The 15,097-nt window shown below is 67.5% G+C and carries 8 protein-coding genes; 3 read left to right on the top strand and 5 right to left on the bottom strand.

The genetic code is table 11. From position 1 onward, the window contains the following. Positions 1-39 precede the first annotated feature (39 nt). A complete protein-coding gene (locus tag DIE16_RS14640; RefSeq protein ID WP_124892531.1) occupies positions 40-1,560 on the top strand; it encodes an NYN domain-containing protein in 1,521 nt (506 codons plus the stop codon). Between the two features lie 104 nt (positions 1,561-1,664). Here DIE16_RS14640 and DIE16_RS14635 read toward each other — a convergent pair whose 3' ends face one another. From DIE16_RS14635 to DIE16_RS14615, 5 genes are all read right to left on the bottom strand, one after another. Beyond that, positions 1,665-2,048: a VOC family protein gene (locus DIE16_RS14635; protein WP_409362226.1), complete on the bottom strand. Its 384-nt coding sequence runs from the start codon at positions 2,046-2,048 to the stop codon at positions 1,665-1,667. 114 nt (positions 2,049-2,162) lie between these two features. Then, a complete protein-coding gene (locus DIE16_RS14630; protein WP_124892530.1) occupies positions 2,163-5,471 on the bottom strand; it encodes an efflux RND transporter permease subunit in 3,309 nt (1,102 codons plus the stop codon). A gap of 104 nt (positions 5,472-5,575) precedes the next feature. After that, a complete protein-coding gene (locus DIE16_RS14625) occupies positions 5,576-8,695 on the bottom strand; it encodes an MdtB/MuxB family multidrug efflux RND transporter permease subunit (protein ID WP_044848932.1) in 3,120 nt (1,039 codons plus the stop codon). Between the two features lie 15 nt (positions 8,696-8,710). Next, entirely contained in the window at positions 8,711-10,078 is a 1,368-nt protein-coding gene (locus tag DIE16_RS14620; RefSeq protein ID WP_124892528.1) for an MdtA/MuxA family multidrug efflux RND transporter periplasmic adaptor subunit, read from the bottom strand. A 273-nt stretch (positions 10,079-10,351) separates the two neighbouring features. After that, positions 10,352-11,176, bottom strand: a complete 825-nt coding sequence (locus DIE16_RS14615; protein WP_124487387.1) for an IclR family transcriptional regulator — start codon at positions 11,174-11,176, stop codon at positions 10,352-10,354. A gap of 728 nt (positions 11,177-11,904) precedes the next feature. Here DIE16_RS14615 and DIE16_RS14610 point away from each other — a divergent pair. Together DIE16_RS14610 and DIE16_RS14605 are read left to right on the top strand one after the other, a co-directional pair. After that, a complete protein-coding gene (locus DIE16_RS14610) occupies positions 11,905-13,473 on the top strand; it encodes a multicopper oxidase family protein (protein ID WP_124892526.1) in 1,569 nt (522 codons plus the stop codon). 43 nt (positions 13,474-13,516) lie between these two features. Then, positions 13,517-15,091, top strand: a complete 1,575-nt coding sequence (locus tag DIE16_RS14605; protein WP_124892592.1) for a multicopper oxidase family protein — start codon at positions 13,517-13,519, stop codon at positions 15,089-15,091. Positions 15,092-15,097: the final 6 nt, after the last annotated feature.

Below are 15,097 nucleotides of genomic sequence, written 5' to 3'. Positions count from 1 at the left end.
CAGGCAATACAACGCGGCGACCAACCGGTTGGAGTACACATGGCATTACCCCTGGACAACGTCAGCATGGCCGTATTCTGCGACTTCGAGAACGTCGCGCTCGGCGTGCGCGACGCGAAGTACGAGAAATTCGACATCAAGCCCGTGCTGGAGCGGCTGCTGCTGAAGGGCAGCATCGTCGTGAAGAAGGCGTATTGCGACTGGGAGCGCTACAAGGGCTTCAAGGCCTCGATGCACGAGGCGAGCTTCGAGCTGATCGAGATTCCGCACGTGCGCCAGTCGGGCAAGAATTCGGCCGACATCCGGCTCGTCGTGGACGCGCTCGATCTCTGCTACACGAAGTCGCACGTCGATACGTTCGTGATCATCAGCGGCGACTCGGATTTCTCGCCGCTCGTGTCGAAGCTGCGCGAGAACGCGAAGAAGGTGATCGGGGTCGGCGTGAAGAAGTCGACGTCGGACCTGCTGGTCGCGAACTGCGACGAATTCATCTTCTACGACGACCTGGTGCGCGAGCAGCAGCGCGCGCTGGCGAAGCGCGAACAGCAGCGCACCGGCAACGGCGGCGCGAAGCGCACCGACGAGCCGTCGCGCAAGCCGGAACTGGAAGTGCGCCGCAGCGAGGCGATCGCGCTCGCGGTCGAGACGTTCGATGCGCTGGCGTCGGAGCGCGACGACGTCGGCAAGATCTGGGCGTCGGTGCTCAAGAGCGCGATCAAGCGCCGCAAGCCGGACTTCAACGAGTCGTATTACGGTTTCCGCGCATTCGGCAACCTGCTCGACGAAGCGCAGGCGCGCGGCCTGCTCGAGGTGGGACGCGACGACAAGTCGGGCGCGTTCGTGTCGCGGCCGCGCCAGTCCGCGGCGGCGGCCGAGCCGGTGGCGGCGGCGCGCGATACGGGCGGCGCGCAGCACGGTCACGGCGGGCGCCACGGGGAAGCCGCAACGGCCGAGCGCGAGCCGCGGCGCCGCGGGCAGCGGGCGGAAGCGGCTGTCGGCGAAAGCGTGCGGGCCGATGTCGACGAGGCGGACGTCGTCGACGTCGTGAACGAAGCGGCGCTCGTGCCGGCCGCGACGGCCGACGCGAATGAAGCGACCGACACGCACGGTGACGCAAAGGATGGGCGCAAGCGCGCGCGCAAGACCGCGGCGAAGAAGGCAGGGGCGAAGAAGGCCGGCGTGAAGCAGGCGGGCGATGCGAAGGGGGCCGGCCGTCACACGGCGGCGAATCCGGACGAGGCCGCGCACGGCGGTGCGAAGCACGGTGGCGACAAGCATGCGGAAGGCAAGCACACCGAAGGCAAGCAGGCAGTAGCGACGCATCGCGACGCGGAGCACGGCGAGGACCGGCACGTCGCGGCGCAGCACGCGGCGCCGACGGCCGGCGAGTACGGTGCCTCGGCGGCTGCCGCGCAGCCGTCGCACGAAGCCGCACCGGCCGCCGAATCGACCGTTGAAGCGGCCGCCGACGCAGCAGCCGGCGCCAAGCCGAAGAAGCCGGCCCGCAAGACGGCGACCCGCGCGCGCCGTCCGCGCAAGACGGCTGCCGCCGCCGAGTAACGGAGTCAGCGGGCGTCAGAGGGCGTCCGGGCGGGACGGCGTCCGACCGAGGGCGCTGCCCGTGCCGCCGCGTCGGCCGGTGCAACACCGGCCGACGCGCTTCGTTATCCGTTCAGCACGTACGGCCGCGTCATCACCTCGAGGAAGTGACCGTCCGGATCGTCGAAATACACACCACGCCCGCCGTCATGGCGGTAGATCTCACCGGGCTGCCGCTTCGCCGGATCGGCCCAGTGCGGCAGGCCGCGCGCGCGAATGCGCGCGAACACGCGGTCGAAGCCGGCCTCGTCGGTCAGGAACGCGTAGTGCTGGGCCGTGATCTCCCCCTCTTTTTCATAAAAATCGAGCGACACGCCGTTGTCGAGCCGGACGACCAGCATCGCGCCGAACGGCGTCGGCGGCGGCAGTTCCAGAAGCTCGGTCAGGAAGCGGCTCGATGCGTGCTTGTCGCGGCACCAGACGATCGTATGGTTCAGCTGGACGTTCATGGCGGGTCCCCGGGACGGGGCGCGAGGGTGGGCATGGACACACGATAGCCGATCGCCGCCGGCGTGCAAGCCTGTCAGGCGGCCGCGTGGCGCGGCCGCCTGCCCGTGGTCCGCTTACTCCCCGGCCACCGCCGGTCCGCCCGAATTGCCGCGGCGGTTGCGGCGCTTTTCGCCCCACACGCGGAACCGGTCCATGTACAGATAGACGACCGGCGTCGTATAGAGCGTCAGCACCTGCGACATGATCAGGCCGCCGGCGATCGCGATCCCGAGCGGCGCGCGCAGCTCGGCGCCGTCGCCGTGGCCGAACGCGAGCGGCAGCGCGCCGAGGAGTGCCGCCATCGTGGTCATCATGATCGGCCGGAAGCGCAGCAGGCACGCCTCGTGGATCGCATCGAACGACGATTTGTTGCCGTTGCGCGTCTGGTCGATCGCGAAGTCGACCATCATGATCGCGTTCTTCTTCACGATACCGATCAGCAGGATCACGCCGATCAGCGCGATGATGCTGAACTCGGTCTTGAACAGCAGCAGCGCGAGGAGGGCGCCGACGCCGGCCGACGGCAGCGTCGACAGGATCGTGATCGGGTGGATGTAGCTCTCGTACAGGATCCCGAGCACGATGTAGACGGCCAGCAGCGCCGCGAGAATCAGGATCGGCTGGTTGTTCAGCGACTGCTGGAACGCCTGCGCGGTGCCCTGGAAGCTGCCGACGATCGTCGGCGGCACGCCGATCTGCGCCATCGTCTGGTAGATCACCTGGGTCGCCTGCGACAGCGACACGCCCGGCGGCAGGTTGAACGAGATCGTCGTCGCGACGAACAGCCCCTGGTGGTTGACCGACAGCGGCGTCGTGCTCGGGCCGAAGGTCGCGATCGCGGACAGCGGAATCATCGTCGACTTCGACGTCGACACCGCCGCGCCCGACGACGCGCTCGACTTGCCGCTCGACGCGATCGAGTTCAGCGCCTGGTTGCGCGCGGAATCGGACGCGATCGCCGCGGCGCTCGTCGCGGCCGTGCCGGCGCTCGACGTGCCGGCCGAGGTCGCGACGAAGGTGCCGGCCGCCGCGTTGGTGGTCTGCGAGCCGTTCGCGCTGCCGCCCGACGTGCTGATCCACACCTGGTTCAGCATCTCCGGGCTCTGCCAGTATTTCGGCGCGACCTCCATCACGACGTGGTACTGGTTCAGCGGGTTGTAGATCGTCGAGACCTGGCGCTGGCCGAACGCGTCGTACAGCGTGTTGTCGATCTGCGCGGGCTTGATGCCGAGCCGCGCGGCGCTCGCGCGGTCGATCGTCACCATCGCCTCGAGGCCGCCTTGCTGCTGGTCGGAGTTCACGTCGGTCAGCTCGGCGCGCTTCTGCAGCGCCTCGGTCAGGAGCGGCGCCCACTTGTACAGCTCGGCGCTCGAATCGCCGAGCAGCGTGAACTGGTACTGCGCGCTGCTTTGCCGGCCGCCGACGCGGATGTCCTGCGCGGCCTGCAGGAACGTGCGCGCGCCCGCGACGTCCGACAGCGGCCTGCGCAGCTGCTGGATCACCTGGTCGGCCGACAGCTTGCGCTCGGTGCGGTCCTTCAGCGTGACGAACATGAAGCCCGAGTTGGTCTGCGTGCCGCCGGTGAAGCCCGCGACGCTCTTCACGTTCGGGTTCGCCTGCACGATCCGCATCATCTCGGCGAACTTCAGCTTCATCGCCTGGAACGAGGTCGACTGGTCGGCCTGGATGCCGCCGATCATCAGCCCGGTGTCCTGCTGCGGGAAGAAGCCCTTCGGCACGATGATGTACAGGTAGACGTTCAGCCCGATCGTCGCGAACAGGATCAGCAGCACCAGCAGCGGGCGGCGCAGCGCCCACGACAGCGTGCGTTCGTAGCCGCGCTGCATCCGCGTGAAGAAGCGCTCGAGGAAGCGGCCGAGGCGGCCTTCCTCCTGCACCTCGTGCGCTTCGCGCAGCAGCCGCGCGCACATCATCGGCGTGACGGTGAGCGACACCGCGAGCGACACGCCGATCGCGAGCGACAGCGTCAGCGCGAACTCGCGGAACAGCCGCCCGACGATGCCGCCCATCAGCAGGATCGGCAGGAACACCGCGACGAGCGAGATGCTCATCGACAGCACCGTGAAGCCGACCTCGCGCGCGCCGTCGAACGCGGCCTGCAACCTCGGCTTGCCGTTCTCGATGTGGCGCGTGATGTTCTCGAGCACGACGATCGCATCGTCGACGACGAAGCCGGTCGCGACGATCAGCGCCATCAGCGACAGGTTGTCGATCGAGAAGCCGAGCAGGTACATCGCGCCGAACGTGCCGACGATCGAGATCGGCACCGCGACGCTCGGGATCAGCGTCGCGCGCCAGTTGCGCAGGAACAGGAACACGACCATCACGACCAGGCTGACCGCGATCAGCAGCGTGTGCTCGGTGTCCTTCAGCGACGCACGGATCGTCGTCGAACGGTCGAGCACCGGCGTGACCGTGATGTCGGCCGGCAGCGACGCGGTGAGCTGCGGCAGCGCCGCGCGCACGCGGTCGATCGTCTCGATGATGTTCGCGCCGGGCGAGCGGTAGAGGATCACGAGCACCGCGCGCTTGCCGTTCGACAAACCGAGGTTGCGCAGGTCCTCGACGCCGTCCACGACCTCGGACAGGTCGGACAGCCGCACGGCCGCGCCTTTGCGGTAAGCGACGACGAGGTCGCTGTACTGCGACGCCTGCGACGCCTGGTCGTTCGTATAGAGCTGGTAGTGCTTCGGGCCGAACTCGATCGCGCCCTTCGGGCTGTTCGCGTTCGCGGACGCGAGCGCGGCCCGCACGTCCTCGAGGCCGATCCCGTAGTGGAACAGCGCGTGCGGCTCGAGCTCGACGCGCACGGCCGGGTTCGCGGAGCCGCTCACCGATACCTGGCCGATCCCGTCGATCTGTGACAGCGACTGCTGCAGCACCGTCGATGCGGCGTCGTACAGTTTCGCGGGCGACGACGTTTCCGACGTGAGCGACACGATCATGATCGGCGAGTCGGCCGGGTTGACCTTGCGATACGTCGGGTTGCTCCTGAGCGACGCGGGCAGGTCGGCGCGCGCCGCGTTGATCGCGGCCTGCACGTCGCGCGCGGCGCCGTCGATGTCGCGGTTCAGCCCGAACTGCAGGGTGATCCGCGCGTTGCCGACGGTACTGGTCGACGTCATTTCGCTGACGTCGGCGATCGAGCCGAGGTGCCGCTCGAGCGGGCTCGTCACGCTGGTCGCGACCGTCTCGGGGCTCGCGCCGGGCAGCGACGCCTGCACCGAGATGGTCGGGAAGTCGACCTGCGGCAGTGGCGACACCGGCAGCCTGATGAACGCGAACAGGCCCGCGAGCGCGACGCCGAGCGCGAGCAGCGTCGTCGCGACGGGGCGGGTGATGAAGGGGCGCGACAGGTTCATGTTGGCACTCGCTGGGCGGCCGCGTGTTCCGACGGATGCGTTTTCGGGAGATGGGGGGGCTGCGCCCCCCCACGCGAACGAAGTGAGCGTGGGGGGCGGTTCATTTACGCACCCGTGTGCTTGCCGGCATCGGCGCCGGGGCCGTGCCGCTCGAACCAGCCGCGCACGCGGCGCGCGAGGCTGTCGAAGCCGAGGTAGATCACCGGCGTCGTGAACAGCGTCAGCACCTGCGAGACGATCAGGCCGCCCGCGATCGCGATCCCGAGCGGCTGGCGCAGCTCGGAGCCCGCACCCGCGCCGACGATCAGCGGCACCGCGCCGAGCAGCGCGGCGAGCGTCGTCATCAGGATCGGCCGGAAGCGCAGCAGGCACGCCTGGTAGATCGCCTCGCGCGGCGGCTTGCCTTCGACCCGCTCGGCTTCGAGCGCGAAGTCGATCATCATGATCGCGTTCTTCTTCACGATGCCGATCAGCAGCACGATCCCGATGATCCCGATGATGTCGAGGTCGTGCCCGGTGATCATCAGCGCAAGCAGCGCGCCGACGCCGGCCGACGGCAGCGTCGACAGGATCGTGATCGGGTGGATGTAGCTCTCGTACAGCACGCCGAGCACGATGTACATCGTGACGACCGCCGCGAGGATCAGGAACAGCTGGTTCGACAGCGACGCCTGGAACGCGAGCGCGGCGCCCTGGAAGCGCGTCTGGAACGATCCGGGCAGGCCGATGTCCTGCTCGGCGGCGCCGATCGCCTTCACGGCCTCGCCGAGCGACGCGCCCGGCGCGAGGTTGAACGAGATCGTCGTCGACGGGAACTGCGACAGGTGCGCGACGAGCAGCGGCGACGGCCGCTCGTGGAACGACGCGATCGACGACAGCGGCACCTGGCCGCCGCCCGCGGATGGCAGGTAGATGTCGCTCAGCGATTCGGCGTAATGCTGCTCCTTCGGCTCCGACTCGAGAATCACGCGATACTGGTTCGACTGCGTGAAGATGGTCGACACGATGCGCTGGCCGAACGCGTCGTACAGCGCGTTGTCGACGGTCGCCGGCGTGATGCCGAAGCGCGCGGCGCTCGCGCGGTCGATCTCGATGTAGACCGACTGGCCGTTGCTCTGCAGGTCGGTCGCGACGTCGGCGAGCGACGGCTCCTTCTGCAGCCGCGTGACGAGCTTCGGCACCCAGGTCGCGAACTCGTCCGGGTTCGGGCTCGTCAGCATGAACTGGTACTGCGTCGGGCTCACGGTCGAGTCGATCGTCAGGTCCTGTACCGACTGCATGAACAGCGAGATGCCGGTCACGTTCGCGACGCGCTGCTGCAGGTCGCGGATGATCTGCGCGGACGATTCGGAGCGGGCGTCGCGCGCCTTCAGGTTGATCAGCATCCGGCCGCTGTTCAGCGTGATGTTGCTGCCGTCGACGCCGATGAACGACGTGAGGCTCGCGACGTTCGGATCCTTCAGGATCTCGGCCGCGAGCGCCTGCTGGCGTTCGGCCATCGCGCCGTACGAGATCGACTGCGGCGCCTGCGTGATCGCCTGGATCACGCCGGTGTCCTGCGCGGGGAAGAAGCCCTTCGGTATGAACACGTAGAGCAGGCCGGTCAGCACGAGCGTCAGCACCGCGACGACGAGCGTCGAGCGCTGGCGGTTCAGCACCCATTCGAGCGCGACCCCGTAGCGTGCGATCACCCAGTCGATCGCGCGGTGCACTCGCGCCTCGAAGCGGTGGCTCTCCGGCGGCGGCGAATGGCGCAGCAGCTTCGCGCACATCATCGGCACGAGCGTGAGCGACACGATCGCCGAGATCACGATCGTCACCGCGAGCGTGATCGCGAACTCGTGGAACAGGCGGCCGACCACGTCGCCCATGAACAGCAGCGGGATCAGCACCGCGATCAGCGACACCGTCAGCGAGATGATCGTGAAGCCGATCTGTCTCGAGCCCTTCAGCGCGGCCTCGAGGCCCGTGTCGCCTTCCTCGACGTAGCGCGCGATGTTCTCGATCATCACGATCGCGTCGTCGACGACGAAGCCGGTCGCGATGGTGAGCGCCATCAGCGACAGGTTGTTCAGCGAGAAGCCGGCCATGTACATCACCGCGAGCGTGCCGATCAGCGACAGCGGCACCGACAGGCTCGGGATGATGGTCGCGTAGACGTTCGCGAGGAACAGGTACATCACCAGCACGACCAGCGCGACCGCGAGCAGCAGCTCGAACTGCACGTCGCGCACGGCGGCGCGGATCATCGTCGTGCGGTCGGTGACGATCTGCACGTCGAGCGCGGCGGGCAGCGTCTCCTGCAGCTTCGGCAGCTGCGCCTTGATCGCGTCGACGGTCGCGATCACGTTCGCGCCCGGCTGGCGCTGCACGTTCAGGATGATCGCGGGCTCCGCATTGACCCACGCACCGAGCTTGGTGTTCTCGGAACCGGCGACGATCTTCGCGACGTCGGTCAGCATCACCGGGCGGCCGCTCTTGTAGGCGACGACCGCGTCGTTGTATTGATCGGCGCTGGTGAGCTGGTCGTTCGCGTTGATCGTGTACGCGCGCGTCGGGCCGTCGAAGTTGCCCTTCGGCGTGTTCACGTTCAGGTTCGAGATCGTCGTGCGCAGGTCGTCGAGGTTCATCCCGTACTGCGCGAGCGCGGTCGGGTTCGCCTGGATCCGCACGGCCGGCCGGTTGCCGCCCGACAGGCTGACGAGGCCGACGCCCGCGATCTGCGAGATCTTCATCGCGAGACGCGTGTCGGTCAGGTCCTGCACCTGAGTGAGCGGCAGGGTCTTCGACGTGATCGCGAGGGTCAGCACCGGCGCGTCGGCCGGGTTGACCTTCGCGTAGATCGGCGGGGCCGGGAGGTCGGACGGCAGCAGGTTGCCGGCCGCGTTGATCGCGGCCTGCACTTCCTGTTCGGCGATGTCGAGCGGCAGGTCGAGCGAGAACTGCAGCGTGATCACCGACGCGCCGGCCGAGCTTTGCGACGACATCTGGTTCAGCGACGGCATCTGGCCGAACTGCCGCTCCAGCGGCGCGGTGACCGCCGACGTCATCACCTCCGGGCTCGCGCCCGGATAGAAGGTCTGGACCTGGATCGTCGGGTAGTCGACCTCGGGCAGGGCGGCGAGCGGCAGGAAGCGCAGCGCGACGAGACCGGCCAGCATGATCGCCGCCATCAGGAGGGCGGTGCCGACCGGCCGGAGAATGAAGAGGCGGGATGGATTCATCGAGCGGCCCGCGCGTTACTGGGCCGCGGGGGCCGCTGCCTGCGACGCGCCGTGCTTGTGTCCGCCGCGGCGGGCGGCCGCGCCCGATGCGCCGGACGCCGCGCCGGCGCCGTGCGCGCCCGACGCGCCTTTCGGCTTGTCGGCCGGGATCGTGATCTTCGCGCCTTCGCGCAGCCGGTCGGAGCCGTCGGTGACCACGCGCTCGCCGAGCGCGACGCCGCTGACGATGCTCGTGCGCTCGCCGTCGACCGGGCCGATCGTGACCTTGCGCACCGTCACCGTGTTGTCGGGCTTCACGATGTACACGAACTGGCCGATCGAGCCCGTCAGCACGGCGGCCGTCGGCACGATCGTCGCATCGCGCATCACGTCGACCAGCAGCCGCGCGTTCACGAACTGATTCGGGAACAGCAGCCCTTCCTTGTTATCGAAGGTCGCGCGCAGCTTGACCGTGCCGGTGCTGGTGTCGATCTGGTTGTCGAGCGTGGCGAGCGAACCCGTCTCGAGCGGCACCGTGTTGTTGCGGTTGTACGCGGTGACCGACAGTTTCCGGCCCGCGTTCACCTGCTTGACGATCTGCGGCAGGTTGTCTTCCGAAGTCGTGAAGATCACGCTCATCGGCTGCAGCTGCGTGATCACGACGATCCCGTTCGTGTCGCCCGGCGTCACGTAGTTGCCGGGGTCGACCTGGCGCAGGCCGACGCGGCCCGACACCGGCGCCGTGATGCGCGCGTACGCGAGGTTCAGCTTCGCGGAATCGATCGCCGCCTGGTCGGTCTTCACCGTTCCTTCATATTGCTTGACGAGCGATGCCTGGGTGTCGACCGTCTGCGACGCGATCGAATCCTGCGACAGCAGCGTCTGGTAGCGCTTCAGGTCGAGGCGGGCCGTCGCGAGCAGTGCCGAGTCGCGCGCGTGCGTGCCTTCGGCGTTCTCGAGCGCGACCTGGTACGGGCGCGGGTCGATCTGCGCGAGCAGGTCGCCCTTCCTGACGATCTGGCCTTCCTGGAACGCGACCGACTGCAGGTAGCCCGACAGCTGCGTCTTGACCGTCACGCTCGCGAGCGGCGTCACGGTGCCGAGCGCGGACAGCACGATCGGCATCTCGCCCTGCGTCGCGGTCGCGACCGATACCGGTTGCGGAACGTTCGCCATCGCGGCGGGGCCGCCGCGGCCGCGATGGCCGCCGCCGGCGCTCGCGCCGGAGGCTGCGCTGGCGGCCGCCTGCGCGTCGGCCTGCGTGCGGTTCCACGGGTGCCACCACAGCAGGCCGCCGATGACGACGACCGCGAGCGACCCGATCACCAGCGTGCGGCGCGGACGGCGCGCGACGGGGGAGGCGGGATCCTTCGAAGGGGGCGTGGGCTTTTGTTGATTGTCCATCGGGTTCTGTCAGGAAGACGGCTCGGCAGGCCGGGAAACGGGCTCGAAACCGGGCTGGAAAACAGGCCTGGGCGGCGCAGGGGCATGCGGTGCCGGAAGGCCGGCTCGGTCCGGGCCCTTCCGGTCTGCGCGGAAAAAGAAAAGAGCGGTGCGCGCCGCGAATGCGGCGCGACGATGGGCATGATCCTACGTCCCGTCCCCGTTACAGTCCAGTCGTCGATCTTTCAACGGGTTACGGTCGTTACAGAACGCGACGGGGCGATGACGGATCGATTACACGGCGCTGCGCCGGGCCGGCGCGCCGCCGATCTCGCGGGTGATTTTCGCGATGCACTCGTGCAGCGCGGGCACCACGTGTTCCTGCAGCCATTCGGGCGGGCACTGACTCGATGCGCCGCCGCAGTTCACCGAATAGCGCTGGCCCGACGGGCCGACGAACCCGGCCGCGACCGCATTCAGCCCTTCGCGCCATTCGCCGATCGCGATCGCGTGGCCGGCGCGCATCGCGTCCTCGAGGCCGGGGGTCAGGCGCGCCGATACGTGCGGCCAGTCGTCGCCGGCCGTCGCGCGCAGCGCGTCGAGCAGCGTGCGGCGCTCGTCGTCCTCCAGCGCCGCGAGATACGCTCGGCCGACCGCGGTGCGCGCGATGTCCATCCGCGAGCCGATCTCGAGGCGCGTGACGAGCACGGCCGAGCGCGGCCGGATCACGTCGATCGCGACCATGTCGAGCCGGTCGCGCACCGCGAGGTGCACCGACAGCGACGTGCGCTCGGCGAGTTCGATCATGAACGGCCGCGAGCGCGCGCGGATGTCGAAGTTGCGCAGGAAGCCGTGGCTCAGCTCCAGCACCGACGCGGTCAGCACGAAGCGCTCGCTGTCGGGCAGCTGGAACAGGAAGCCGGCGCTGACGAGCGTCGCCGTGATGCGCGACACGGTCGGTTTCGGGATGCCCGTCAATTCGGTCAGCTCGCGGTTGCTGACCGGGGCGTCGGCGGCCGCGATGCGGCGCAGCACGGCGAGGCCGCGGGCGAGCGCGGTGATCTCGTCCGGCGACGATTCGCGGTCTCGGGGCGCGGGAGGCGTTACAGATGTCGACACGAGGGATTCTCTCTATTTCCGAAACTCGATTTCATTTTGTTGGTATTGTAGGATGATTGTCAAAAGATGCATGTTCCATGGGTGAATCGTTCATCGGATGAGATTTTACGGGTTCACCCTTGGTTTATTAGGAAAGTGCTCAAATGAGCATTGCCGGAAAGTGAACAAACCGGTGCAAATACCGCTTGACTTGTCGGGCGGAAACGGAAAGAATGTCTCACGTTTTCGAAACATCGTTTCAGGAGTTTAACCGGCAACGGTGTTTCGCGCAGTCTCTCAGGTTCTAGCACGGCCCTCGGAATGGCTAGAACTTTTTTAGCGCCACGGTCTCCGTGGCGCTTTTTTTTGCCCGTCGTTTCCCGTTGCAGCCCGGCAAGCCCGCCATCAGGGCCTGAACGCCGCGGTTTCGCCACAGCGAAGTCTACCGCGTCGCCAGCCATCCTCCCCCGAATCGCCGCGTCGTTCGGCGCCGGACCCTCGTTTCCGTCATTTCGATCATCGGCTGGCCGCGCCGCCGGCATGCCCGCGCGGTGTGGGCCGATCGTGCGGCAAACGATGCCCCCGTTCGCCGGGGACCCCCTATGCAAAAGTAGGAGGGTGACCCATCCCGGCCTTGCGCGCGCGTCCGCAGAATGCCGGTACGGGCCGTGAAAGCTTCGCGGCCCGCGTCTGCAGCAGAGCATGACGTCCAGCGCGTGTCGCTGGCGGACCCCTTGGATGGAGGTCATATGTTCAGTACCCGCGCGTGTTGCAGCAGTGTGGCGGCACTGTTGCTCCTGATGTGCGCCGTTCCCTCGTTTGCCCAGTCGTTTCGCGTTCAATGTCCGTTCACCACGCCGTCGCATCCGACGGCACTGCCGGCCGGTGGTGCGGAGCCCGCCTACATCGGACCGTCCTTCACCGGGCCGAACTCCACGCCGACCGGTATCGTCAACGGCGCCATCAAGTGTCAGCAGATCTCGGGCGGCGACGGGTATGCCACGATGGCCGACGGCACGCAGACGTACCTGTTTGCCTTCGGCCCGTTGTCCGGCATTGCCGACATCCAGGCCGGCCGCGCCGGTACGGAATTCGCGGCAGTGTTCAACACGGTCGGCGATCCGAGAACCGACGCGACCTACAACGGAGCGGTCGGCCTCGTGCCCGACCCGGAATCGTCGCCCCCGGGCCAGTTGACCGGCCACGTGGATCCGCGTCCGATCATGGATATCGGCGTAATGAACGGCAACATGCCGGCGCCCGAGATGGCGATCGACGAGGACGACGAGTTCTTCCTGACGCTCACGAACGTCGGCATGATCATGCGCCCCGACCTGTTCGAGCAGCACACGGTGCACTTCCACGGTTATCCGAATGCGTCGTCGTTCTATGACGGCGTGCCGGATGCGTCGGTGGCGATCAACATCGGCGGCAGCTTTACCTATTACTATCTCGCGCCCGATGCCGGCACCTACTTCTGGCACTGCCACATCACGCCGCCGGAGCACCTCCAGATGGGAATGGTCGGCCAGATCTTCGTGCGGCCGCGCCAGAACCGGGTGCCGTCCGGCAAGTCGCTGTACGCCGCGCTGGTAGCGCAGCAAGACGATCTTCGCACCCGGTGCGGCAACGACATTCTGTGCTCGACGCCGCTGCCGCCTTCGAATGGCGTGCTGCACGTCAACGACAAGAGCGGCAAGCCGACGCTCTACGCGTACAACGACGGCGACGGTTCGACTGCGTACGACGTCGAGTATCCGGTGCAGATACACGGCTTCGATCCGAACTTCCATTTCGTGGGGATGACGTTCAATCCGGAACCGTTCACCGACATGAAGGACAAGTACTTCATGCTGAACGGGCGCAGCTATCCGGACACGGTGACCCAGGGGCCGATGCAGACCCCGGTGGCCGACGGCACGGCCCATGTTTCCCAGCCGCTGCCGACCATCATCAATATCCCGGCAGGCGGCCGCGCGCTGCTCAGGATTTCCGATCTCGACGTCACCGAATTCCAGACGCTCGCGTCGCTGGGCGTGAGGATGCACGTGATCGGCGTCAACGCGCGGTTGCTGCGCGACATGGCCGGCAACGACATGACGTACTACACGAACTCGATCACGCTCGGCGGCGGCGAATCCATCGACGTGATTCTCGATGCCAGTGACACGACGACGTACGCGCCGGGGTCGGTCTACTACCTCTACACGCCGAATCTCGATCACCTGTCGAACGACGCCGAGAACTTCGGAGGGCTGATGACGGAGGTCCGCATCTGCCCCGCCGCGCTCGATCCGGCTACGAAGTCCTGCATCTAGGAGAAATATCGTGGGCCACTTCACTCATGACATCCGGACCGCAATGCGCACGGGTGCCGGACGGCTCGTACGGCTCGCCGTGGCGATGCTTGCCGCATTGCTCTGCGGGCCGGTTCTGGCCGCCGCGCCGGGCATCACCGGCACGCATTTCGACCTGAGCGCGGAAGCGAGCCGGATCAGTCAGCCGGACGGCTCGAGCGTCTATTCGTGGGGCTACGGCTGCCGCACGGCGCCGGCGGGATTCTCGCCGGCGGGCATCACGGGTGCGAGCTGCCCGAGCATGCAGATTCCCGGGCCGACACTGATCGTGCGGCAGGGCGACGTGATCACGGTGACGCTCACGAACAACCTGCCCGCGGCCGCGGGCAACACGTCGATCCTGTTTCAGGGGTTCCAGGTGTGCGCGGCGGCGCTCAATCCCGACGGCTCGTGTCCGGCCGCGCTCACCGGCGTGCCCGGGCTGCTCACGCGCGAGGCGGCGCACGGCAACACGGTCACCTACAGTTTCGTCGCGGCGACGCCCGGCACGCATGCCTACTACAGCGGCACACGGGGCGACCTGCAGATCGAGATGGGCCTCTATGGCGCGATCATCGTATTGCCGACGTCGGCGCCGAGCGTGCTTGCCGTGCCGGCGGGGTGCCGCGCAGTCGCCGCGACGCTGCCCGACGGCCAGCCGGACTACCGCAACGCGGCGGCCGCATACAACCATGTATCGGCGTGCTACGACCGTGAGTATCTTTTTCAGTTCTCCGAAATGGATCCGCGCATCCATGCGCAGGCCGAGCAGGAGGCCGCGAAGACGTGCACGCTGCCGACGGGCTGCATGACCGTCGAGACCGAGCCTTATCATCCCGCGTACTTCATGATCAACGGCCGCTCGATGCCGGACGACATGGATCCGAACTATGCGATGCAGTATCCGCATCAGCCCTACAACGGCAATCCGCACATGCACCCCGGCGAGCTGGTGCTGTTGCGAATCATCGGCACGGGCCGCTGGCAGCATCCGTTCCACGAGCACGGCAACCACGTCCGCGTGCTCGCGCGCGACGGGAACCTGCTGCTGTCCCAGTCGGACGCGACCAAGGTCGCGGGCCCGCTGCTGTTCACCACGACCACGACGCCGGGCCAAACCCTGGACGGCATCTTCTACTGGACCGGCAAGGGGCTCAACTGGGACGTCTACGGGCACAAGCCCGGCGACGGCAGCGTCTGCATTCCCGATGCGAACGGCTACTACACCGCGGACCCGACGGCGCCGAACTACTACGAATGGTGCGCGGACCACAACAAGGCGCTCGAAGCGCATCCGTTCGGCAACGTCGGCAGCGGCGGACCGGTCACGCTGCCCGACTCGCACATCCTGACGAACGGTGCGTGGTATGGCGGCAGTCCCTATCTCGGACCGGATGCGACGATCCGCGGGACCTCGCCGACCGGCACGACACCGCCGAGCGGCACGATCGCGAATCCGCCGGGAAGCGAAGCGGGCTTTGCATTCATGTGGCATTCGCACAATGAACGCGAGATCACCACGAACAACATCTTCCCGGGCGGAATGATGATGATGATGCTCGTCGATCCACAAGTCTTCGTGATCAACGAAGGCAACTAGAGGCGG

Source organism: Burkholderia sp. Bp9090, from assembly GCF_003857985.1.
Taxonomy (GTDB): domain Bacteria; phylum Pseudomonadota; class Gammaproteobacteria; order Burkholderiales; family Burkholderiaceae; genus Burkholderia.
The sequence above is the reverse complement of the archived record's forward strand: the minus strand, read 5'-3'. Positions and strand labels throughout refer to the sequence as shown.

What these genes read in the sequence shown, in the direction of transcription:
- DIE16_RS14640 (WP_124892531.1), top strand. Translation starts at nt 40, where the DNA reads ATGGCATTACCCCTGGACAACGTCAGCATGGCCGTATTCTGCGACTTC.
- DIE16_RS14605 (WP_124892592.1), top strand. Translation starts at nt 13,517, where the DNA reads ATGCGCACGGGTGCCGGACGGCTCGTACGGCTCGCCGTGGCGATGCTT.
- DIE16_RS14625 (WP_044848932.1), bottom strand. Translation starts at nt 8,695, where the DNA reads ATGAATCCATCCCGCCTCTTCATTCTCCGGCCGGTCGGCACCGCCCTC.
- DIE16_RS14620 (WP_124892528.1), bottom strand. Translation starts at nt 10,078, where the DNA reads ATGGACAATCAACAAAAGCCCACGCCCCCTTCGAAGGATCCCGCCTCC.
- DIE16_RS14635 (WP_409362226.1), bottom strand. Translation starts at nt 2,048, where the DNA reads ATGAACGTCCAGCTGAACCATACGATCGTCTGGTGCCGCGACAAGCAC.
- DIE16_RS14610 (WP_124892526.1), top strand. Translation starts at nt 11,905, where the DNA reads ATGTTCAGTACCCGCGCGTGTTGCAGCAGTGTGGCGGCACTGTTGCTC.
- DIE16_RS14630 (WP_124892530.1), bottom strand. Translation starts at nt 5,471, where the DNA reads ATGAACCTGTCGCGCCCCTTCATCACCCGCCCCGTCGCGACGACGCTG.